Annotated in this window: 20 protein-coding genes; 12 read left to right on the top strand and 8 right to left on the bottom strand. The window is 61.4% G+C overall.

Going from position 1 to position 22,564, the window contains the following annotated elements; all coding sequences use genetic code 11:
• From BMZ02_RS09785 to BMZ02_RS09815, 7 genes are all read left to right on the top strand, one after another.
• Nucleotides 1–264 (top strand): hypothetical protein, encoded by a 264-nt coding sequence (locus BMZ02_RS09785; RefSeq protein WP_091642878.1) that lies wholly within the window; start codon nt 1–3, stop codon nt 262–264.
• Entirely contained in the window at nt 246–1,004 is a 759-nt protein-coding gene (locus BMZ02_RS09790; protein ID WP_171909885.1) for a TIGR03759 family integrating conjugative element protein, read from the top strand. The genes BMZ02_RS09785 and BMZ02_RS09790 overlap by 19 nt, the downstream gene beginning before the upstream one ends.
• On the top strand, nt 983–1,489 hold the full coding sequence (locus BMZ02_RS09795; RefSeq protein WP_091642992.1) for a transglycosylase SLT domain-containing protein: 507 nt from the start codon (nt 983–985) through the stop codon (nt 1,487–1,489). Before BMZ02_RS09790 ends, BMZ02_RS09795 begins: the two co-directional genes overlap by 22 nt.
• Nucleotides 1,490–1,521: 32 nt before the next feature.
• Nucleotides 1,522–2,622 (top strand): TIGR03756 family integrating conjugative element protein, encoded by a 1,101-nt coding sequence (locus BMZ02_RS09800; RefSeq protein WP_091642884.1) that lies wholly within the window; start codon nt 1,522–1,524, stop codon nt 2,620–2,622.
• A gap of 108 nt (nt 2,623–2,730) precedes the next feature.
• Complete coding sequence (locus BMZ02_RS09805) at nt 2,731–4,002, top strand: integrating conjugative element protein (protein WP_091642995.1); 1,272 nt, start codon at nt 2,731–2,733, stop codon at nt 4,000–4,002.
• A gap of 10 nt (nt 4,003–4,012) precedes the next feature.
• Nucleotides 4,013–4,339, top strand: coding sequence for a hypothetical protein (locus tag BMZ02_RS09810; protein WP_091642887.1), 327 nt, complete (start codon nt 4,013–4,015; stop codon nt 4,337–4,339).
• A complete protein-coding gene (locus BMZ02_RS09815; protein ID WP_091642890.1) occupies nt 4,336–5,874 on the top strand; it encodes a conjugal transfer protein TraG N-terminal domain-containing protein in 1,539 nt (512 codons plus the stop codon). The genes BMZ02_RS09810 and BMZ02_RS09815 overlap by 4 nt, the downstream gene beginning before the upstream one ends.
• 59 nt (nt 5,875–5,933) lie before the next feature.
• On the opposite strand, the gene BMZ02_RS09820 is transcribed toward BMZ02_RS09815, so the two are convergent.
• The 4 genes from BMZ02_RS09820 to BMZ02_RS09835 all read right to left on the bottom strand — a co-directional run bounded on the left by BMZ02_RS09820 (nt 5,934) and on the right by BMZ02_RS09835 (nt 8,922).
• Nucleotides 5,934–6,269: a hypothetical protein gene (locus tag BMZ02_RS09820; RefSeq protein WP_091642893.1), complete on the bottom strand. Its 336-nt coding sequence runs from the start codon at nt 6,267–6,269 to the stop codon at nt 5,934–5,936.
• A 259-nt stretch (nt 6,270–6,528) separates the two neighbouring features.
• The gene (locus tag BMZ02_RS09825; protein WP_091642896.1) at nt 6,529–7,497 is read right to left on the bottom strand and encodes a nucleotidyl transferase AbiEii/AbiGii toxin family protein; all 969 of its coding nucleotides are present in this window, start codon (nt 7,495–7,497) and stop codon (nt 6,529–6,531) included.
• A complete protein-coding gene (locus BMZ02_RS09830; RefSeq protein ID WP_091642898.1) occupies nt 7,494–8,288 on the bottom strand; it encodes a type IV toxin-antitoxin system AbiEi family antitoxin domain-containing protein in 795 nt (264 codons plus the stop codon). The genes BMZ02_RS09825 and BMZ02_RS09830 overlap by 4 nt, the downstream gene beginning before the upstream one ends.
• 139 nt (nt 8,289–8,427) lie before the next feature.
• On the bottom strand, nt 8,428–8,922 hold the full coding sequence (locus BMZ02_RS09835) for a recombinase family protein (RefSeq protein ID WP_091642901.1): 495 nt from the start codon (nt 8,920–8,922) through the stop codon (nt 8,428–8,430).
• Between the two features lie 95 nt (nt 8,923–9,017).
• Between BMZ02_RS09835 and tnpA the strand changes: the two genes are divergently transcribed.
• The 4 genes from tnpA to BMZ02_RS09855 are packed head-to-tail and all read left to right on the top strand — an operon-like array spanning nt 9,018 to nt 11,568.
• Nucleotides 9,018–9,308, top strand: coding sequence for an IS66 family insertion sequence element accessory protein TnpA (gene tnpA / locus BMZ02_RS09840; protein ID WP_091642903.1), 291 nt, complete (start codon nt 9,018–9,020; stop codon nt 9,306–9,308).
• Nucleotides 9,305–9,649, top strand: a complete 345-nt coding sequence (tnpB, locus tag BMZ02_RS09845; protein ID WP_004578760.1) for an IS66 family insertion sequence element accessory protein TnpB — start codon at nt 9,305–9,307, stop codon at nt 9,647–9,649. The genes tnpA and tnpB overlap by 4 nt, the downstream gene beginning before the upstream one ends.
• Nucleotides 9,650–9,677: 28 nt before the next feature.
• Complete coding sequence (gene tnpC, locus BMZ02_RS09850) at nt 9,678–11,312, top strand: IS66 family transposase (protein ID WP_171909886.1); 1,635 nt, start codon at nt 9,678–9,680, stop codon at nt 11,310–11,312.
• Entirely contained in the window at nt 11,302–11,568 is a 267-nt protein-coding gene (locus tag BMZ02_RS09855; RefSeq protein ID WP_091642906.1) for a hypothetical protein, read from the top strand. Before tnpC ends, BMZ02_RS09855 begins: the two co-directional genes overlap by 11 nt.
• Before the next feature lie 86 nt (nt 11,569–11,654).
• Here the strand turns inward: BMZ02_RS09855 and BMZ02_RS19420 are convergent, their stop codons facing one another.
• The 4 genes from BMZ02_RS19420 to BMZ02_RS09875 form a co-directional block, all read right to left on the bottom strand.
• Nucleotides 11,655–11,912 (bottom strand): WGR domain-containing protein, encoded by a 258-nt coding sequence (locus BMZ02_RS19420; RefSeq protein ID WP_091642908.1) that lies wholly within the window; start codon nt 11,910–11,912, stop codon nt 11,655–11,657.
• Nucleotides 11,913–12,099: 187 nt separating this feature from the next.
• On the bottom strand, nt 12,100–15,393 hold the full coding sequence (locus BMZ02_RS09865; RefSeq protein ID WP_091642911.1) for a Swt1 family HEPN domain-containing protein: 3,294 nt from the start codon (nt 15,391–15,393) through the stop codon (nt 12,100–12,102).
• A gap of 18 nt (nt 15,394–15,411) precedes the next feature.
• On the bottom strand, nt 15,412–18,345 hold the full coding sequence (locus BMZ02_RS09870) for a DUF1156 domain-containing protein (RefSeq protein ID WP_091642914.1): 2,934 nt from the start codon (nt 18,343–18,345) through the stop codon (nt 15,412–15,414).
• A 122-nt stretch (nt 18,346–18,467) separates the two neighbouring features.
• The gene (locus tag BMZ02_RS09875; RefSeq protein WP_091642916.1) at nt 18,468–21,983 is read right to left on the bottom strand and encodes a protein NO VEIN domain-containing protein; all 3,516 of its coding nucleotides are present in this window, start codon (nt 21,981–21,983) and stop codon (nt 18,468–18,470) included.
• Between the two features lie 326 nt (nt 21,984–22,309).
• On the opposite strand from BMZ02_RS09875, the gene BMZ02_RS09880 reads away from it, so the two are divergent.
• A partial coding sequence (locus BMZ02_RS09880) for a transposase (RefSeq protein WP_139209191.1) occupies nt 22,310–22,564 on the top strand: 255 nt, incomplete at its 3' end.

The following is a 22,564-nucleotide window of genomic DNA, read 5'->3' on the forward strand; positions in this document are numbered from 1 at the left end:
ATGCCCGAGCTGGCGATTGGTTTATTCCTGATTTTCGGAATGGCGGCTGCAAGTGCGGACGGCAATGAACCCCGCGAACCGGAACAGGCCGCGCCCCTTGTTGTGGAGCTGACTCCCCAGAAGGCGAACGCCTCGGCCACCGCCGACAACCCGTCCTGCCTAGACACCCTGGCTGAACTGCGGCGGGTAGAAGCCGACCTGTCGACGGCATGGCCCGAGCGGACCTACATCGTGGAGGGCGAGCCATGCGAGCGCTCGGAGTAGCGGTGCTGTGTGCGCTGGCGGTGAGTTTGCCGGCGAACGCGGAGGACGAGGCGACGGAGCAGCGCACCGAGTTCCGCACGACGGGCCCGGTGGACGTGGAACGGCTCCGCGCGTCAGGGCAGTGGGATCTGGACGACGGGGAGTGGCAGCGCTACGAGACCCTGATGGACGGCCCCCGCGGCCTGTGGAGCCCGGATCTGGATCCGGTCTGGGTGCTGGGTATCCACGCCCGCAGCGATTCGGAACGGCGACGTTACGCCGAAATGGCTGTTGAGCGGGAGCGGGAGCGGGTCGCCGACGAACTCGCATTTCAGCGGGCCTATGACGACGCATGGGACCGCCTCTACCCCGATCGGCAGCTTTTCGCGGACCAGAACACGGGGAGCATCGCGGGCGCGAAGGCTCCGAGCGATGAGCGCACCGCCCTTCCCCTGGAGGCGATGGAAGACGGTGACCGGCTCGTGCTGGTGGCAGACCGTCAATGCAGAGAGTGTACCGAAGTGGTCAACGCCGTCGTCCAGGCACTTGCCGACGGCGCCGAATGGCGCGTCGACGTGTTCCTGCTCGACATGGATACCGATGAGGAGGTTCGCGAGTGGGCAACTGCGCAAGCGATTCCGCTCGACCTCGTGAGAGAGCGCCGCATCACCCTGAATCGGGACGACGGCACCCTCGCGGGATACGAGCCGCCGGCACTACTGCGGCAAGACGGGCTGCGCTGGCAACGGGTCTCGCATTAGCCGCCTGGTGTGCGGCGTCGACAGCTGCGGGCGTTCCGGAAGGCTATCGCGCTGTCGGCTCGGAGGCCGGCGTCCCTGGCGAGATTCTCTATGCGCTTGCGGCCGCCGAGTCGGGACAGCGCCTCGCGACCGGCCGGCACCGGCCATGGCCCTGGACGCTTAATGTCGCCGGTAGCCCCGAACGTCATCCGACCTACGCGGCAGCGCTTCAGTCGCTAAAGGGCCACCTGGATGCCGGTCGGAGCAACATCGACATCGGGCTCATGCAGGTGAACTGGCACTGGCACGGCGAACGGTTCTCGGGGCCAGCGGAGGCACTGGATCCGTACACGAACCTTCATGTGGGTGCCGCCATCCTGCGCGGGCATTTCGAGGCAAGCGGCGACTGGCTGACAGCCACCGGCCTCTATCACTCGCCGTCAGACGCGGCAGCAGCGGCGGCCCACAGGGAGCGGGTACGCACGCACCTGCAGTCACTGCGATAGCGCCGGGACGGCCGTCATCGGGAGGGACACCAATGACCGTATACCGACACCACTCGCACGTTCTCGTGGCTGGCGCTGTACTACTCGCCGCCCTGGCCGGTGACAACACCACCGAGGCGCAGCAAACCGGCGCGGACACTCCAGCCCACGGCAGCATCAACACCGCGGAGATCATCTCGCAGACCGTCTCCGCGATCCCGAACTGCCTCTCGTGGCGGATCGAGGGCATCTGCGTATGGCTGAACTGCGGCATCACCGGCTGCAGCATCCGGGAATCGCTCCGGGTCGGGCACTACAACCCGGACTTGGTCGTCTGCGCCTACAACCACCTGGCGCACAACCCCTGGGACGAGATAAGGAACACTCTGGGACTGACCCAGGAAGAAGCGGCAGCCACAGCGCTCGGCGTGGCTCCCATTCCGGGAGCTGGAACCGCCCTGCCCGACACCGGCGTTGGCGACGGCCATCACCACCGCGGTGAAACCGGACGCGACCACGACCGCAACATCCGCTACAAGGAGGCCGACGTCATCGGCCACCCGCTCGCCTCGCTCATGGACTTCGTCGGCGAGGCGGTGGAATTCCTGTGCCCGTCCGAGACGGAGATGCTCTACCCCTACTACCAGTCCGCCCTGGACGCGGTGCAATGGCGCTACAACCTGATCGAGATGGCCTACCCGGAGGCGTTCACGCCCGGGCTGCGGGAGATCGGCAACTGGCCCGTGAACACATGGGGTGCGGTGTACCCGCGGGGTGGCTTCACCACACAGTCCGAGGACCCGAAGGCCGGTGCCATCGTTGCCCAGCGCGCCGGCGACATCGTCACCCGCACCGGCCAGCCGCGGGTCTACACCCCAGTAGAAGGCTCCGTGTCCGGCTACCGCGTCTGGACCGACCCGCTCCGCGAGGGCGACGCAGACACCGGGCAGTGGCAGATGCACTACCCGCGTTCGTCGGGTTCCTGCGAGGTCTTCGGTGAAGACGACCGCTACGCGGCGCTCGCCGGCTGGGCGGACGACATGCGCGCCGCCAGCGACGTCGATCAGGACTACGCCTGGACACTCTGGCGCCGGTATTCATGCTGCCAACGCCGCGGCAGCTATATCACGACCATCCCGCTGCCATCGGACTGAGGAGTGCACGCCATGCGCAGGGAACCCATGCTCACGCTCATCGCAATCGCCGGCCTGGGAATGCCCGCGGTTGCCAGCGCACAGGAAGGAGATTTCACGCCGCCGCTCCTGCCCTCGGAGGCCGGCACCTGGTACTACGAGATCGGCGGCGCGACACCGGTCATGCCGCCACCCAATCCACAGGTGGAGACACTGCGGCTCGGCTTCGAGGCCGGTGCCGGGCTCGGCTACAGCTGCGGCGCGTTCGATCCCGTGCAGACCATCCAGAACCACATGGAGCGCTCGGCAGATCCCAACGAACTCGTAGCCACGGTCATGGGCGGTGTCGAAGCCGCCGCGGCTGCCGCTCCCGCAGTGATCCTGCAGCGGGCTAACCCCGGTCTCTACGACTTCCTGCAGAACTCGCTGATCCGCGCCGAAGAGGCCTTCGAACTGGCCACGAAGACGTGCCAGGAGATGGAAGCCGAGTTGGCCGACGGCATCGACCCCTACCAGGAGCTCGTCACCCTCTCCAAGGGTGATGACTGGCGCGTGGCCATGGGCAGTGGTGGCGACATCATCCAAGCGCAGGAGGAGATCGAGGAGAACCCGGGCAGCAACGGCATCGAGTGGCTTGGTGGTGCCCGCGCCGGCGGCGAAGACCAGGAGCCGATCAACACAGTGAGCGACGTGGTGCGGGCGGGCTACAACGTCACTCTCGGCCGCTCGCCCAACGCCGGGACTCCAGCCGCGGAGAGCACACCCATCTCGAGAACGTGGGCCTCTCCGCAGGAAGCCGAAGAGTGGAGCGAGCGCGTCCTCGGTGACAAGCATATCCATACCTGCAACAGCGCCGGCTGCGAAACGGAGACGACACCGGGCGTCGGCTTGCTCCCGGTTATCCAGGACCGCAACGAAGACACCGCCGAACAGCTCGCGGACCTGGTCTGGGGCACCGCCAACCTGACCAGCGACAACCTGCAGGCAGTCTCCGCGCCCGGAATCGGCGTCACCGAAGAGGTCATCCAGGCCCTGCGCGAGCTGCCCGAACAAGATCGCGCCATCGCCACCGGCCGGCTCGCCCAGGAGGTAGCCACGGCACAGGTCATGGAAGAGGCGCTGATGATGCGTCGCGCCCTGCTGACCGGCCGCAACGTGCCGGAGATCAGTCGTTCGCCGATTGGCCAGGAGCACAGCCGGGACGCCATCGAGGAGCTCGAGCGGGAAATCGAGGTGCTGATGCTGGAGTCGGAGGCGCGCCAGGCGGTGGTCTCCAACACCGCCGGTCAACTGGTACGTGAGCTGGAGCAGCGCAAACAGGAATCCTTCGGCACGCCTGCCCCCGACCCGGCGCCGACACGGCGGTTCATCCAGGGCGTCCCCATGGAGTTCGAGGAATAGGACCGCACTCATGGGACTGCGCATCTGGCTGGTGGTCATCGCCGCGTTCGCCGTCGTCGTCGCGGGCAGCCTGTGGTGGCACGCGGCGGAAGAACCGACGACGATCCAGGCCCGCCTGGCCGCCCTCGCCCCAGCCCTTGCCCTGTTCCGGTGGGCTGGTATCGCCGCAGTGGTCGCCGGCTGGCCAGTCTGGGTCGACTGGTTCGGCCGCCAGTTGTCGCCCGAAAAGCGGGCTCATCTCAAGGCATACCGGTGGCGGATTGCGGGCTGGCTGGTGGTGCTTGAGCTCGTCCTCGGCCAGCAGCTGCTCGCCCGTATCGTGGAGGTCTTCCAATGAACGTCCAGCACCCTCTCGAGACGTTCACCACGGTCTTCGGATGGCTCCAGTTCGAGACCATCTGGAGCATCCTCACGGGCACCGGGCTCGCCTTCATCCCGTTCGCGCTCATCATCATCCAGGCGTGGTCCCGGGCTCACCAGGGCACCGAAGCCAAAGCCGGATCGCGCAAGAGTGTTGCCGATGCAGAGGTCAGCATCGCCCTCGCCCTATCCGTCGTGGTGCTGGCCGGCCAGCCGGCCATCCAACTCGGCACCACGACACTGGACTACGAAGATCCGTGCGGCCAGGTGCCCGAAACCAGCGACACGCCCTACCACGACGTGTTCGACGACACCCTCTCCCAGGCCCATGTCCCGGTCTGGTGGTACGGGACGATGGCACTCGGCAGCGGCATCACCGGTGCCGCGATCAGCGGTATCGGCTGTCCGGACGACGTGGTACAGACGCGGCTCGATTTCGACCGCCAGCGGATCCACGACGAGAGCGTCGCCCACCAGGTCGAACGTTTCGCCGCCGAGTGCTTCGTGCCGGCCCGTTCCCGCTATCGGCGGGAACGCCCGGACGTGGACACCATTCTGGAGACCTACGGCGAAGACGACCCGGCCTATATCGGCTCGCGCGTGTTCCTGTCCCAGGGCTACTACGACCGGTACCGTGCTTCTCGCCCCGTGGAGGGATGGCCTTTCGAGGAAAGCCGCGACGGCACGGCGGACTTCGACGGCACCGAACCACAGTACGGGCGCCCCTACTGCTCCGAGTGGTGGCAAGGCGGCGCCGGCCCTTCCCTGCGCCAGATGATCCTCGAGCAGCAGGAGCCCGGATTATGGGATCGCGTTCAGCACTGGGTATCGACCTGGGGTGCCACCGAGGAGGAAGCCGAAGACCAACTGATCCGCACCATCGTGAGAAACGAATCGCACCAGCCCATGTATGCTCACGGCGACCTCGCCGCCAGCGACGAAACTGCCGGCCAGGGTATGGGCCAGGGCACCTTCTCGGCGCTCACCGTCTCTGTGGGGACCGCCTGGCACAACTACACCCAGCACGGGCCGATGATGTACACCATCCGCAGCATGGCCCCCATCATTCAGAGCTTCCTGCTGATGGGCATCTACATGCTGCTACCGCTGATGCTGGTGTTCTCGAGCTACAGCTGGATGGGCGTCTTCACAGCCACCATCGCCATCATCTCGATCAAGCTCTGGAGCTACCTCTGGGCCGTCGTCATCTGGCTGGAGGACCACATGATGCGGGCACTCACGGGACCGGAGATCTCCAGTTTGTTCGGCACAGCCGAGGACTCCGTGTGGGACACGCACCGGCAGATGGTGGAGATGGCTACCGGTCTACTTCACATCGGATTGCCGCTGATCTTCTCGATGGTGGTGGCATGGGGAGGTTATAACTCCCTCAAGCAATTGGGCAGCCAGGAGGGCGGGAGCGCACCCGTAAGCTCGGCAGGCCAAAGAGGCCCTAGTACGACCTACAGCCTGGGCAGAGAGGGGGCCAATATCAGCCGGCGTGGCCTATAGAGCCATCTTGAGTCTAGGGAAATGCGAGAGGCACGCTCCGAATTCGGAGCGTCGGGAGTTCAGCGCACGTCGCGAGCCGTAGGATCCCTCCGCGCCGAAGGGTTGTACGCCTCGACCTCGGCCTGTGTCATGACACTGCGCTCCGATGGATGATACGGGGCGTCCATGTCATAGTGATCCTGGACCGAATCACCCTTGAAGAGATTATTGTCACCGGCAGGGCTATTGGCGAGACCTTGCACAGAAGCCGCGAACGCCTTGCCAAACGCCATCCCCAGCGGGCTATTAGAATTCCGCCACTGGCGAAGGCCTTGCCGCCATCCATGCTCGCGCACGAGACATCCGAAATGGATGGCCAACGCACCGAAGATAATCGTGAAAGCCAAACCGAGCATCCCTGTTCACCTCCCTGGCACGGGCTCATCACCCGACGACACCATCATATCCACATAATCTGTGGAACCACCTGTGGATGAGCCATCATTCTTCTTTGTATAGCAATCGGTTACAGCAACGGTCAAATGCTGCACACTTGCCGGCTGCGCGGCGATTCGCCCGCACGTTCTCCAATAAGCCCCACATGGCTGTGCCAAGAGGCGGTCCACGGCCCGGGTGACCGGCAGAGGACACCGCCCCCTATGGCCGATTACGGCGTCAGGATACATTCCCACGCGCGTTGTGGGCCTTCCAGAGCAATGCCGGATGGCTCTGCACAAGAGCCGTGAGCCGCTGGTCCAGACCCAGCACCTCGGCGCGAATCTCACCGTGGTCCAGAATTCTGTCCAGAAACTCACACTCGGCATCGGTGAATGGCAACACCATAGACAACGCATCCTTGCACTCGCCCACCAGCTTCTTTGCCCACGCTTCCGTGCCTGTCATTCCTGCCAGCGCATCGCCAGACAGAACCGGGATGAGCTGATTGCGGAGTTCGCGAGCTTCGATCCGCACATCGTCCACTGTGACCTGACGCCAATCCCGGCGGTTCATGGCCCCGTACAGCACGAAGGCAGCACGCAATGTGCTTACATCCAAACTGTGATTCGTGAGCAGGTAATGCGTGTCAAACAGGTCCCGGCTCGCGCCGCGCGCCAGTAGCGCGGCGAGCTTTCCACCAGCCAGCTCATGGACGTCGAGGACCGGGATACCATGCACTTGTCGTGATCCGACGAGTGGCGAATCAAGCAAGCTGCTGGGCCACAGCGGCACCCGGTACATGTAGTTGATGTCCAGTTCCAACGTACCGCCTTGGCCAAGAACACTCTCGTAACGCAGTCGCCACTTGCCGCCGGCGTGCGCTTCCTCCGGTGCCCGTTGCAGTGCTAAGCCCAGGCGACCCGCCACCGCCTCGATTGCGCGCTCAAGGGCGGGCCGTTCAGCAATCATCGTCTCGCGGTCGAGCGCACCGATGTAGTTGAGGTCGATGTCCACAGACAACCGGGGCACGTCGAACACGAACAGGTTCAACGCCGTCCCGCCCTTCAACACGACACGCGACTTCAGGTACGGATGGCGCCGGATCGCCTCCAACAGATCCAGCAGCCGGTGCACCTTCTCCAGCATCTCCGGTCGGAATCCGGTCCGGCCCGCCTCCCTCTGCAAGCCTTCCACCGACAGACTCATGCCACCTCGCTCCAGCGCTGCTCGGCCAAGGCCTGCGGCACGACGAGATTCCATTCGGCGATAAACCGGGTCCGCCCGTAATCCCCGCGGCTGACATACCGCGGTTGCCGCGGCCGCTTCTCCCGCAAGATCCGCAGGTGCTCCTCCTGGACCATCAAGCTCTCCCGATGCAGATCAAGAAACCAACCCACCTTGCCCACCGTCGTGGCGTTACCGAGAAGCAGTGCATACTCCACCACTTGGTCCAGGTCGAAGAACTCAACCATCTCCACCGAGCGCCAGAGTTCTTCCCACCCGCCGCATAGTTCGGGGCGGTCCAGCACGTCGACCAGTGTGCGCTCCAATCCGGTTACCCGTACGCTCTGCCCACTCCGATCATGCTCCTCCACTCCAAAGAACAGGTCTCCGCCCTGCTGCAGCACCTTCGGAAACCGCACGGCCCGGAACCGCCAGCCCCGAAAGGTGGTCGTGCGCGCTGCTCGCGCCGTCTTGTATTGAAGCTCTGAAAAACCGGAATAGGCACGGCCGTGGAACTCCAGCGCCGTGTGGTACGCGAGGACTGCGTCGTCCGTCATCCTTGACGCCACGAGGAACGGGTCGACAGTACAAATCTCGGGCGTCTCCCCGGCTCGCACCACCCAGTAGAGGCCACGACGAACCGGCAGGATGCGGCCTCGCTGCCGGTAGTATCCGAGCAGAGAGTCACGGCTGCTCGGAGCCAGGTTAAGCGTGGATCCGAACTCGTCCGCAGTGAAGACCCGATGTGTCGCCAGGAACGAAGAAGCAGTCACCGATTACTTGCTCTCAATGCGCATAACTTGCAAATAGTTTGCTAGTTGTGCTCAACAGAATCAAGTCCGACCACCCCACACGCATCACTTTCGGCAGGAGAGCGCAGCGAATACTGTTGTACTGGGCCCGGAACATGCGTCAGTACCCTTCTCGTCTGAGCGAGACATTCAGAGTCACTCTGCTCACCCCCAGGTAACGCGCCACTTCCGTCTTGGTCATCGTCGGATCCGCCAGCATCGCCGCAGCGCGCCGGACATCACCGCGAGACAGTGCCGGTTTCCGTCCGCCCTTCCGCCCACGAGCCCGCGCGGCCTTCAGTCCGGCAACGGTGCGCTCGCGAATCAGATTCCGTTCGAACTCCGCAAGCGCTCCGAAGATATGGAAGACCAACCTGCCTGTACTGCTCGTGGTGTCGATCGCTTCCGTGATCGAACGAAACCCCACGCCGCGCTCCTCGAGTTCGCTGACGATCGTGACCAGGTCCTTCAGCGAACGTGCCAGGCGATCCAGCTTCCAGACCACCAGGGTATCCCCTTCCCGAAGCGAGCGAAGGCATGCATTGAGTTCCGGGCGCTCCCGCTGTGTACCGGTGATCCGCTCCTGGAAGACCTGATCGCAGCCCGCCTCGGACAGCGCATCAAGCGTAAGCGTTCATTCCGCGACGTTCTGCCACCCCACTGAGATTCGCCCTACAGTAACCTCACATTTCCCGATACGAGGTTACCCCCATGAGAAAGCACCGTACTCCAGAACAGTGGCAGACCCTGGTTGATCAGCAGCGCGCCAGCGGCTTGTCAGCACCGCAGTTTTGTAAACAGGAGAAGATCGGTTACGCCAGCTTCTGTAACTGGCGCAAGCGCCTGTCCGACCCGTCGACTGAGGAGTCGTCAGGTCCCGGTGAAGCCGGTTTTCTGGATCTCTCGTCGTTGATGGGCAACTCTCCATCCTCCGGCCCCGGCTGGAACATTGTGCTCAGCCTGGGCAATGGCGTTGAACTGCGGCTGAGCCAGAACGGATGATTGGGCTGGATAGTCAGGCCCGGATCTGGCTGTGCACCGAGCCCACCGATATGCGGAAATCGTTCCGGGGCCTGAGCGCCCTGGTCCGGAATCAGTTGAAGCACGACCCGCTCAGCGGCCAGTATTTCGTCTTCGTCAATCGCCGTAAAACTCAGATGAAGATGCTGTATTTTACGACCACTGGTTACTGCCTGTGGGCCAAACGCCTGGAGCAGGGACAGTTCCGGGTGCCTTTATCTGCCTCCGGTCAGCGAGCCCTGACGCTGACGGATCTGCAACTGCTGATCGATGGCATCGAGGTGCAGAAATACCGCCAGTTCAAGCGTTTTCGAGGGGTATAGAAGGCCGGGTTCCGGTATAATATCGGTCATGAATTCAACGGCTTCTGCTCCTTCTCCCAATGCATCGTCCTCCTCGGCTCTGGCCGAGGAGAATGCACTGCTGCGTGAGCAGGTCCAGATCCTGCAGCGCCAGCTGGACTGGTTCAAGAAGCAGCTGTTCGGCCCCAAATCCGAGAAGCAGGTATTTGACCTGCCGGGCCAGGACAGCCTGTTCCAGGAAGGCGATGCACCGGTTCCGGAGAACCCACCGGAAGAGAAAAAGCGCACGGTTAAAGCCTATCAGCGTGGCACCGGCAAGAAGCAGCGGGGCGAAGACTGCCTGAACGACACCGGCCTGCGCTTCACCGCCGATGTGCCGGTGGAGGTCGTTGAACATCTGCCACCGGAGCTGACCGGCCCAGAAGCCGATCAGTACGAAGTGGTCGGCAGCAAGACCACCTACCGTCTGGCCCAGCGGGCCTCCAGCTATGTGGTGCTCAAATGCGAGCGTCCGGTGTTCCGTCGTAAGAGCGCGGACCAAAAACCTATGACAGCACCAGCTCCGTTCAACGTGCTGGACAACAGCCTGGCCGATGTCAGCCTGCTGGCCGGGTTGTTGGTGGACAAGTTCCAGTTCCACCTGCCGCTGTATCGCCAGCACCAGCGCCTCCAACAGGCCGGTATAACCGTCAGCCGCAGTACCCTGACGAACCTGGTGAAGCGGGCCATCGACCTGCTTCGGCCCATTGTGGACGCCCAGACCGACAACGTGCTGCGCAGCCGGGTGCTGGCCATGGATGAAACGCCCATCAAGGCCGGCCACCAGGGCCGGGCCGGCCCGCAAAAGGGCAAGATGAGAACCGGCTGGTTCTGGCCGTTATACGGTGATGCCGACGAGGTGGTGTTCACCTACTCGAACAGCCGAGGCCGACTGCATATCGAGGAGGTTCTGAACGACCAGTTCAGTGGCACCCTGATCAGTGACGGTTATGCGGCTTATGCCCGCTATGCCGCGGCCCAAAAAGGCATTACCCATGCTCAATGCTGGGTGCATAGTCGCCGTTGCTTCGTTGAGGCTCAGAAGGATCATCCCGAGAAGGCCACCGAAGCCCTGCAACAGATCGCAAAGCTGTACCAGATTGAAGATACCATTAAGGAAAAGGCGCTCACTGGCGAGAAGAAGCGTCAATACCGGCTGGACCATGCGAAGCCGGTCGTCAGCGGCTTCTTCCAATGGTGCCGGGATCAGTTGGCTCAAGGCGGCCTGTTGCCCAGTGAACCGCTAACCAAAGCCCTGAATTACGTGCTCGGCCGGGAAACGAGCCTGGCCGTGTTCCTGGAAGATCCGGACGTACAACCCGATACCAACCACCTGGAACGGGCCCTTCGGCCCATTCCCATGGGCAAGAAAAACTGGATGTTCTGTTGGACCGAACTGGGCGCTGAACACCTGGGCATCATCCAGAGCCTGATCAGTACCTGCAAACTGCATGACATCCATCCATACACCTACCTGGTGGACGTCCTGCAACGCATTAGCCAGCATCCAGCCAAAGAGGTGGCCGATCTGACACCGCGACTCTGGAAAACCCGGTTCGCCGACACTCCGTTACGCGCGCTGATCGACCCACGCCATCCTGACCGACAGAACAAGCAACCAGAGGCCGCTGTCCATGCGCATTGACGACATGAGCATCGATCAGTTGCTGGAACTGAACCAGCACATCTGCCAGCGCATTGATGAACTGCAAGAGCAGGAAACCCTGCACGCCATCAGTCAACTGCGAGTGGGAATGAAGGTGACCTTCCAAGGCCGGGAAGGGCCGGTGCTGGGGATCGTCACCAAGATCAACCGCAAGAGCGTGATCGTGCTGGGTGATGGAAGGAAGCAGTACAAGGTCTCGCCGGAGCTGCTACGTCCGCTTCTTGACGTGAAGTAGGTCAACTACGTCGTGGAATGATCGCTTACCATCAAGCTGCAGCTGAGGATCCTGATCGTGGGTGCTCACGCGCGCGTACCCGATAATCATGGCGCCGCCCCCGCTTCTTGATACCCCCTCCGCACCTTCAGTCGAACCACGTCCAGAAGCGCTGCATGAGCGGAAGCCCTATTGTCGAAAGGCTCCACCCGATACGACCCCCCTCCCTGACCGATACGCCCCCATTCTCGTACGAGGGCAACCGACGCAAAGAGGTCGGGCCGAAGATAGACGCAGTAGTACCGCCACCGACCGGCGTCCGGTTCGATCCTGACCAAGTGGACGTGCGAAGAGCCGATATCCATGGCACGGTGTATAGCATGCCGGCCGTTTGCTGAGCGTAGAAAACTTTACGGGCTTCTTGACAGGTTTTGCGCACCAGAGCGGCGCGCAGGGTGGCAACCGGCTGGTGATAAGAAAACGCTCGTTAATTCACCGCTTGTAGAAACCTCCCAATCGATTCCCTCGCTGATGAGAGCTAACAGACCAACGTCAACTCTCCTCGAACCCTTGAGATTTGAAAGACAAGACTTCGCAATTTTCTGTAACAACCCTTTGCGTGTCGTCGTCCACGCCTTCCGGAATGGTCGCGGTAATCTCCACGGTCACTTCCACCTGAGCTCTCGGTAGAACCGTGAGATGCTGCAGGACCTCCTCGGCAACTTTCCCCATGTCGCGGGGGGCACGATCCGGGTCGAGGGCAACCGTGCCGTAAAAACGCTTGACGAGCCGTTTTCGCGGAGCGCCCGGAGCATCTGAGGATTCAGTATTGTCTTGCGTGGCCGGTTCGCGGTCTACAGCATCATACGGATTCGGATCCTCCTGAAGATTACTCCTGTCCTCGAGGTCGCGTTGCGTCTTGGCCACATCAGGTTTGATGAGGACGCTGAACCCATCAATGACTGCCTGACCGCCTCCCCCGACGTTCAAACCCTCATATCGTCCGGTTTCTTCATTATATCGGCCGGCATAAGCAAAGTGCTCCGCGAAAAGCTCACCGATACCGGCCTCAATTGTCTGCTGGAGGACGTCCTGACCCTTGAGGCGCGGCAAGTACAAGTAAGAGGCTAGATGCTCCCACAGTTGTCGCGTGTTGATGTGCTCATGCTGGGGCCAGAAGAATTCTTCCAGGACCATGCCCAAACGCGCGGGTCCGTAGCGAGTAAACAGCCCCTCGTTGGTAATCAATCGCTTAGCCATCCGAACTGGCAGAGAATCTTGTCCCTGCAGCCGTGCGCTTTCCCAGTGAATCTCCGACTGGCCCGCATCCTGCCAGGGTACCAGTGACCAGATCCAGGTTTCGTGGATACGGGTGTCGACGCTGCGCTCAAGGTCCGCCTTCTTCGACTCCGCCTGTCGGCGTTGGAAAGCGTCGAGATTCAGAGCCTCGTTTTCCGCAACAATCGATGTCCACGCCATTAACAGACGCATGCTGTCTCGAAGTTCGGTCAGACGCGCACTATCCGGCGCAACAAATACCAGCATGTTCCGGTACATGCGTTGAGCCGAACCGCGAGTCTTGAGGATCTGTTCGGCGGCCTCCCGCGCGCGGTTGCCGTCATTCTTGGCATAGGGGTATTCAGGCCCCAGGATCACCAGGCGCGCTTCCATCTCATCGGGAACATCCGCGGAACCGTCCGGCGCCACGTGAACACCGTGAAACTCGCCACGGGTCTTTTCTTTACGCAGGCGCTCCACAATGCGTCCATCAACGTCCGCATCTTCGTACTGAGCGGCCCGGTCATCAGCCATGCGTGCCACGCTGGGCTGGGTCGAGTACCAGTAGCGCGTACCGTCCTGGTAGAGGTAGGTTGCGCGGTCCACCAATCGACGCAGAGCGTCCCCGAACGTGGACGGCGACTCACCTGGCTGGGCACACCCGAGACGGATGCGGCGGTCGTCGATTCCCGGATTGTTGCTTTGGTAGGTGGGAGCCGATCCGATATAGACCGTACGGGCCACGCGCCGCGTGGCAGAATATCTGCCCAATGTGGGCACTTCCTGGTCGATCGTCAGTGGTATCGAACTCGACCCGTCGACATCCTTCGCGATCACCGCGCTCCAGCTCTGTTCCAGATAGCGAGTCAACTCGCTCTGCACCGATGAATCGTCAATGGGGATGGACGCGGGCAATATGATCAGATTCGGATCATTGCGCTCCCAGAGGACGTGAATGGTCGCAGCCATCAGACGCAGGACGCCGCGGGTTCGTTGGAACTTGTCCAGGCCACCCCAATCGTTGTAAAGCCGCTCGAATAGCTCCGGGTGGATCGGATAAGCCGCTTCCATTCGTCGCCGGTAGTCGCCTTCCCCGCAGCCCTGGGGGAACTCGTTGCCCCCGCGCTTGTACATATCAATAAAGGCCTTGATGACGGCGTCCCGGGCGGCATAGTCCTCGCGCTCGGCGATCGGCTCGAACAGCCGTCGCCTGACGATCTCGAATCCCTCATCGGCTGTAGCCGGCTGCCAGGCCGACTCGATGCGGCTGAAGGTGTTTTTCAGCCGCTCCAAAGCCTGCTGCCCCCCCTCACCGCCAATCTCGATCTGTGATGCCGGAAGGCTCGCCACCAGCATCGCCCCGGGCACCGCCTTGGCTGCTTCAGTCAGTGCCTGGGCAAACGTCAGGTTGGAATCGAACGTACCCGCAGGGAGATCGTTAATGTGGTAGAGCTGACGAACGTAGGCGACCCACTCGTCGATCAGGACCAAGCAGGGCGCATGCGCTTTGAGAAGCTCCGAGAGAATCCCGGATCCGGGGCTGATAGCACGCTGGTCCGACTCGGCGACTCGGTCATAGCCAGCCTTGCCCCCAAGCTGCCACGCCATTTCACCCCAAAGCGTATGCGTTACCGTGCCATCCGGCTTGGTCTGCGGCTCAGCCGGTGAAAGATCGGTGCCAACCAGCACAGCCCTGTTACCACGTGGCAACTTCTCGATCCCGAACTCAGTCATCAGCTCTTCCACGCCGGGCAGCCGGGTAACGTCATCGGCGCCAAACAGGTGGTAAAGGCCGAGCATCGAATGGGTCTTGCCGCCGCCGAAGTTCGTCTGCAACTCCACCACCGGATCGCCACCCTGGTAGGAGAGCCGATACATTGCACTTTCCAGCAGTCCCCGCAGTCCTTGGGTCAGATAGGTACGACGGTAGAACTCCACCGGATCCCGGTACTCATCTGCACCCTCTCCGCGGTGAACCTGGGCGAGATCGGCGGCAAACTCCGCCTGCACATAACGTCCTGACGCCACGTCCCGGTGCGGGGTAACCACCTCGCGCCACGGCTTCAGACCGGCTTTCGGACTTCCCTCCAGGCTCAATGTCTTGCGCCGGGTTTGCTGGCGAGTCTCCTCAGCGTAGACCGTGCGCTGGGTCTCGATCCGAAGCTGCTTCAGTTCCTCGGCCTTCTGCATCGCCCCCACAGCAACGAGCAGGCGCTCGGCGGTATCCAATGCACGGATCGTATCCTCCGACGACACTGGCTTGTTGCCATGTGCCCAGGCCTCATTGCGCACAGTCAGCAATTCGCCGGCGTAGTTGCGCTCGGCATGCCCCAGTTGGTTACTGAAAACCTCTCGGAAGTTATGGATGATTGCGTTCAGCAGTGAGTGGGCATCCCATTGCAGCGTGCCGCTCCGATCCCGTTCCATCGGCTTCGGACGCGACTGATCGAGCCGCGCCTCCCAGTTCGCGCCCCATGCCGCCTTCAACTCCCGTTCGACGAACGGCTGCAAGCCCTCGGTGAGGGCATCCATGGCGCGGGTCAGTCGATCTTTATTCGTCAATGCCATAAGGATGCTTGCCTTGTTTTAGAGTTCCAGTTGGCCCTGCGACGGCCCTTCGGAGCGCGTCTCCGCCGCCTTGCGCGCAAGATCTGGCCATACGATCACGAGGCCGTTGTAGGCGCGGCCTTCTTCGGCCCAGCCCTTGCGCTCACAGATTCCGAACAGGCGATACGCGAGATCCCGGGCTGGTTCCGCTAGCGAACCCAGCCGCGCCAGGAGATCGGCGGCTGCATCCTCTCCCCCCTCATCCAGGCGCCGAATCAAGTGCTGGGTCGATTCCCACACCGTCGGCCGATCGTCGTCACCCGGATCCCAGTCCGACGGCAGTTCATCGCGAGGTATCAGGCGGACTCTACCACCACCGGATTCGACGATTCCCGCCTGCTCGACGCCACTGACCGACACACCGCGCGCCGTCGCTAGTGTTTCGGCTTCACCGTAGCTTGCCCGTTGCATGGTGTGCGTCTCGAACCACGTCACGGCGAATCGAGTCCAAGCATCGAACTCCGCTTCCTGCTCAGACAAGAACGAGTCCAGCTCTGCATTGATCAACTGCAAAGCCGTCTTGACCGACATCGGACTATCATCTGCTTCGAGCACCTTCTCGTACCGGCTGAAGACCGCCATGCCAGGCCCAATGGACGCCTGCGCCATATCCACAGGCGCAATACTTCCCTGCTGCAGCAACTTCAAGGCCTGAGGAAGCTCGCGCCGGAGCACCTTGAGAAAATCCGCACGGGTGGTGACCTTGGCCTCTACTGGACGCTTACGGCAAACGAGTACGATTGAAGAAGCTAAAGCATTTGTGCCGATGCCAATACTCCGCGCAGCGCGCTCTGTCCGCACAGGCAAAGTCGCATCAACGATGAATCCCGCCTCCAATACAGACTGAAGGAAGCTGGCCCAGCCAGTTGAAGCGACACCTTCTGCCTCGACTTCCGCCTGCTTGAATGCGTAATAGATCGCCGTCGGACTGTCGTCAGCGGATACCCGAATCAGATTACCAAGTGCCCGTCCCATCCCATCACGGAAGAATTTTTCGGCTGTTTCTCGATTTCCATGACGATATGGACTCGCTACCAACTCGCCCTTCTTTGGAACAAGCATTGTACGAAAAACGTTCGGCCATACTTGTCTTAATGACCGACGTGCCCACACATAGAAAAAGTCCGAAAGGTCAGAGTAACCTATATTGTCATAGTATGGAGGATCAGTAGATATAAGTGCGTTTTCGGCCAGTGCCACACCATCCGCCGCATCGATATTCTTAATCCATCCCGGACCAGCAGGTACCAGCGCCTTTAACACCTTCTCGATCCAGCCAATTGCAGTATCACTCCAGTTACCACTTGAGGTTGAGTAGGGATTGGCTTCCGAAAAATCCCAAACCATCGGAATCGCCTGCCGCGTAAATAGATGCGCGATAAAACCACCACCAGATTCCCAAGTCGCATTTGCATTCCAAAAGTCAGACGCGCGATCTACACCAATCGCTAGGTACGTTGCCACCGCATCCGCGTATGCCTGAGCCTCAGCTCCACCATCGGTTAGTGCGGAACCCTCGGGCAACCCAGCAGAACGGGCATCTTGCAGTACTTTTTCTCGGGCTTCGCCAACCAAATCAGAGAACGTGGTCAGCGCCACTAGTTGGCGGCGGGTGAAGAGGTCCTTATAGCCCGGCATGCCGTAATCAGGTGGTGAGAACCAGCGTGGATTATCCGGAAGCTCTCCTTCCGGTGCCCATTCGGGCTCCGCCGATGCTGCAACAACTTCATGTTCTTGCTCAGGCGGTAGGTAGACGCGCCCCTTGGGTCCGTGCGCGACAATCGCAATGAGGCGGGCCCCAATGCGTCCCTCGCTCCCTTCGTGTTTGATATGGTTTCCGGCTATAGGCGTTCCCGTAAGCACGCAGGTGAAATTTGCGCCGCGACCGGCCTTTGTCCCCGACTTTTTCTCCGCCTCCTCCGCCTTGCCAATTTCACCCGATCGGGTCTCAAAACGATAGCCGTCCGGTGCGTCCGCGTCCCGCACCGGCTCAACCCAGGCCTTCTTGCCCTTCTTGGTCGAAAGCATGAACGAGGAAGCCAACGGCACTTTCGCACCGCGCGCCGCCGGGTCGGGGCTGGCCACGGTCCGCGCCCATAGCCAGGCAATTACGGTGAGCTTTTGACCGAGCAAGGGTTTGAGGCTTGGCTGCTGCCGGACAGCTTCTTCAGTGACTTCTGCGCGCGGATATAAATGGCCGATCCGCTTCTCGGCCTCATCTCGCATCCACTGGCCGTAGTAGCGCACGTCTTCAGCCAGCCCTTGCGCACCCTTGCCATTCCAGTGTCCACTGCGTTGCAGCTCATCATGCGCATCGGGGTTGACCGGCGTCTGACCTGCGAATTTCGGCGGAATCTCAACCAGTGCCTTAGAGATCAATACCGCCACCGGATTCAGGTCCGAGCCGTAAGCCCGGAGCCCAAGGCGCTGCGCCTCTAGCGGAATCGATCCGCCGCCACAGAAGGGGTCGTAGACCGGCGGCGCCTTTTCCTGGATATACTCCAAAACTGCTGTCGGTTCGGTGGGAGGCTCCTCCCCCAGATTCCAGGCGACCGACCGCGCGATCTCGTAGCGACCGGAATTGAGCATTCGCTCGTCCGTCGAGCTCTCCCATGCCACGAGTCCATCCTTATAGCCCGCTTCCTTGGTGCCGCCGAGAAGCTTGAACAGTCGCATCCGCTCGTTCTCCTGCTCCTCCTCGGTCGGGAAGCGCTCCGGCCATGCAGAAGGATCGTCCACCAACTGGCCAAAGAGCACCGCGCGACACGCTGCAAGCGGCCGCCGCGCCCACCAGAGATGGAGCGTCGAGGGGTGGCCATGGCGTATCGACTTCTCCCTCGCAGAGGCCGCGTTGATCGCCTCCAAGGGCAGAGCGACTTCAATGAGTTTCTTTCGGTGGTTTGTCTGGCCCACATTCACTCCATTCGAATCAATTGCTTTGAAGCCGCCGCACTACCGCAGCCACCCTCTCCACACGTATGTCGAGGAATGCGGCGTCTTTCTCGGGCACGGATTTGTCACAAGTGCAAATGGACTCAGCCCGGCTCTTCCGTACGCGTCAAAAGTTCATTTAACTTATAGGTCACGCTTACTGCATGGAAATCGGGCTCGGATCGAAACGGTGCTCGCAGATAACGAGGATCGCTGGCGGCGCCATCACTGACCTCCACAATGGCCAGAATGTAGGCATCCGGCTTGTTCAGGGCGGTCAGGATCTCGTTACGGGTAACTGTCACCGTTTCCGCTCCGGCCGCTCTGCCCTTGACCTCGATGAACCGAAGGGTTCGGTTATTCGGGTCTCGGCTTTCGATGTCATAGCCCGCGTTCTCGCTGCACACATCCCGAGGTTCGTAGCCGAGTCGACGTTCGGCCTCCATAACCGCCTCCATCGCCAGGCGCTCGACCTCGGCGCGGGCTTCGGCGGAGGCGATATCTGCGGGAGGTGCATCACTTCCGGCTCTCATCCGATGCAGAAGGCCACCGGGGACAACGAGCGCGCCACCTTGCACCACGGGCGGTGATGGCGCAATGTGCCGCTCCTTCTCCAACTCTGCCCGTCGGCCCTCCAGACGTTCCGAAAGATCGTTGGCACGTGCTTCCGCTTGACTGGCATTCAGACGCCCCCCCGGCTTGCCAGCTTTCTCGGCATCGCGGAGTTGCAGGGCACGATTGTCCCAGTAAACGATTTCCTGCTTGAGGCGAGCCGTGACCTCTGTCTCGACCTTATCGATTTCGGGCAGTCGGCGCGAGCGCACCTCTTCCAGATGGCCAGGCACCAGCTCCGTGATGGCGTGGCTCATGGCGACACTCTCGAGATCCTCGTTTAGCCACCCCGCTTCAAGGATACCTCCGACCGCCTTGCGCTCCTCTTCGGTAACTGGGCGATAGTCCAGATAAGGCGCTGGCCCTGCATCCCGGGCGTTCTGCGCCTCGTCGATCTCGACGAACTGCAAGCGTTGCGAGATGACCCGTTGCTCGCCATTCCGGTTCACCCGACCATCCTGGATCGCGCTTTCGAGATAAAACAACACCCGCGCGTTGTCGCCTTCATCCGTCTCGTCGACCAGGATCGCCCCCTCCTTCAGCAGGTCGCGATAACGCTCCATGATGAGGTCGAGCGTGGCGTCTAGTAGAGGGTGACCGGGACAAACGTAGGCGGCGACTGGTGGCCCACTGATCTGCTCCTTTTTGAAGCAGATGCGTTCGTAGCGCTCCAGCACCGGCTCACCCTGCCCGATCAGGCGATCACGGTCGCGGATCGGACCCGGGACGCGGGTGATCTCATAACGACCACTCTCGCGCTCGTGAATCGCGCCGCCCAAGTGGCGAAACGCCTGCAGAAAGAAACTCTCGATGTAGTGCGGCTGGAGGCGACGGGCCTCAGCACGCTCCATCTGCTCGCGGATTTCATCCACCTGGGCGGCGGTCATGTGATCGCGAACGAGCGCCCGATCCTCGAGCAAGCCCAGCAGGCGCTCCTGGTCTACGGCATTGTCGACCCGTTCGAAGAGGCGGCCGCGGATGTCTGGGTCCTCACCATACCGGATGGCCTCGACCAACAAGTCGCGCATCTCGGACCCCTGAAAGAGCCGGCCCAGTACGTCGTAGACGCGACCACCCAACGCATTGCGTGCAGTCTCGAGTTTCTCCAGCAAACGGCTGTACACCTCGCCTTCGCGCGTATCCGCCGCAACCAGATTCCACAAGTGGCAGACTTCGGTTTGTCCGATCCGGTGGATGCGACCGAAGCGCTGCTCCAGCCGATTGGGGTTCCACGGGAGGTCGTAGTTCACCATCAAGTGCGCCCGCTGGAGATTGACGCCTTCACCAGCGGCATCGTTGGCCACCATCACGGTCACACTCGGGTCGTGCATGAAGGCCTCGATCGACTTCCGGCGGTCCTCGCGGCCGATCCCCCCGTGGATCACGACAACCGCCTCATGACGACCCAGCCGGGTTCTTATGCGGTTCGCCAGATACTCAAGCGTATCCCGCGGTTCCGTGAAGACGAGCAATTTTCGGCGATTGCGCTCGCCATCCCACATTAACGGATCGTCGAGAATACTGTTCAGCTGCTGCCACTTTGTGTCCGTGCCACTCCGCCGGACCGCGTTGGCCTGGTACTCCAATTGCTTGAGCTTCTCGATCTCGGCCTCTAGCTCGGTAATAGTCGCCGCCGTGGTGGCGTGGTCGAGAATCTGCTCCTCAGCCTGCTCAAGCTCGTCGCCGGGGGCTTCCTCCAGATCTTCCAGGTCGATGTCGGAATCGCCGTTCGCCGGTGTGACCGTAATGCGCTGATCCGCGCCGCGGGCCAACAATCGGGTTTCGGCCAGTCGTGCTTCTAACCGCTCGCGACGTCGCCGGAGACTCTCGTGGATTGCTGCCGGAGAAGATGCGAGTCGGCGCTGAAGTATTTGCAGGGCGAAGCCCACGTTCTGGCGACGCTTATCGTCTCCATCAGAGGCAAAGCGCTCCGCGCGGTTCATCTCCTCGCGGACATATGTCGTAACGGCCTCATAAAGCGCGGCCTCCTGATCGCTCAGCTCGTACTGCACGGTATAGGCGCGGCGCTCCGGAAACAACGGCCGGCCATCGAACCGCAGCAGCTCTTCCTTGGTGAGTCGCCGGAACATGTCCGTCGCATCTGCTTTGTGGACTCCGTCGCGAAACCGTCCTTCGAAACGATCCCCATCCAACAGAGCCATGAAGAGCTGGAAGTCTTCTTCCTTACCGTTGTGCGGGGTTGCTGTCATCAGCAGAAGATGGCGGGAATGCGAAGCTAGGTGACGCCCGAGAAGGTAGCGTTTCGTGTATTTGATCTCCCCGCCAAAGAAGGTGGCTGACATCCGGTGAGCCTCATCACAAACGACCAGATCCCACTCCTTCGCCGCCTTGAACTGGGCCTGAAGCTGCTCGTTGCGACTTAGCATATCGAGACGCACGATCAGAAAGTTCCGCTCAGTGAACGGGTTGCCGCTGCGGGAGGCCTCTATCTGATCTCGTGTCAGAATATCGAAGGCCAGACCGAACTTCTCCGACAGCTCATCCTGCCACTGTTCGACCAATCCTCCGGGAGCAACCACTAAACAGCGCTCCAGATCGCCACGAATGAGCAGTTCCTTCATAAGAAGGCCAGCCATGATCGTCTTTCCGGCTCCAGGATCGTCGGCCAAGAGAAAACGTAGAGGCTGACGGCTCAACATCTCACCGTAGACCGCTGTTATCTGGTGCGGCAAAGGTTCAACGCGCGACGTGTGGATCGCCAGATAGGGGTCGAACAGATGCGCAAGCCGAATGCGGTTGGCCTCGGAAACAAGCCTCAGAAGGGCTGCGTCCGCATGAAACGACCAAGCACGCCCCGACTCGACGACTTCGAGTTGTGGCTCGCTATGCCGGTAACAAAGTGTGTTGCGAACGGAGCCATCCGGCTCTTCGTAGGTGATCTTCACCGCCTGGTCCCCGTACCAATCTGCCTGGACCACTCTCACTGTCGTTGCAGTCTTCAAACCTCGAACCATTGCCGAGGGAGTGAGCTCTTCAAGACTGGCCATGGAGGTCACCTTTCCTATTTCTGTCGGAGACAGTTGTTCGTGGTGGTCGCACAGCGTTTCCGTGCGGCAACCGCCCCACGAGCCAGCAACTGATACCGGAGTGACGAAGCCAAGGACCGCTCACGCCTCAGCTGCGTTCGGGGCATGGCACATGAAAACTCACTAAATATTTGATCCATATAAAATATCCTAAGTGACTCTAGTCAGCTCCTGGTGATGGGGCAGGGACTCGCGTCTCGGCCAGCTTACTATGCCGTCTGAAGTGGCCCCCAAATTTTGGACAGGTGCCTAAGCTCTGATTCATCATCTCCACAAGGAGGAGAATCATGAGCAAGAAACGCAAGCAATACAGCCCATCGTTCAAGTCCAAAGTCGCTCTGGCCGCCCTCAAGGGTGACCAGACCACATCCGAGATCGCCGCCCGATTCCAGATTCACCCCACCATGGTCAGTACCTGGAAGCGCGAGCTGCTGGAGAACGCTCCAGACCTCTTCGAAGGCAAGAGGAAGGCCGGCAAGCAATCCGATGAGCCCAGCACAGACGAGCTTTACCGCGAGATCGGTCGACTGACGGTGGAGCGC

Origin of the sequence: Aquisalimonas asiatica (genome assembly GCF_900110585.1) — a bacterium.
Lineage (GTDB): Bacteria > Pseudomonadota > Gammaproteobacteria > Nitrococcales > Aquisalimonadaceae > Aquisalimonas > Aquisalimonas asiatica.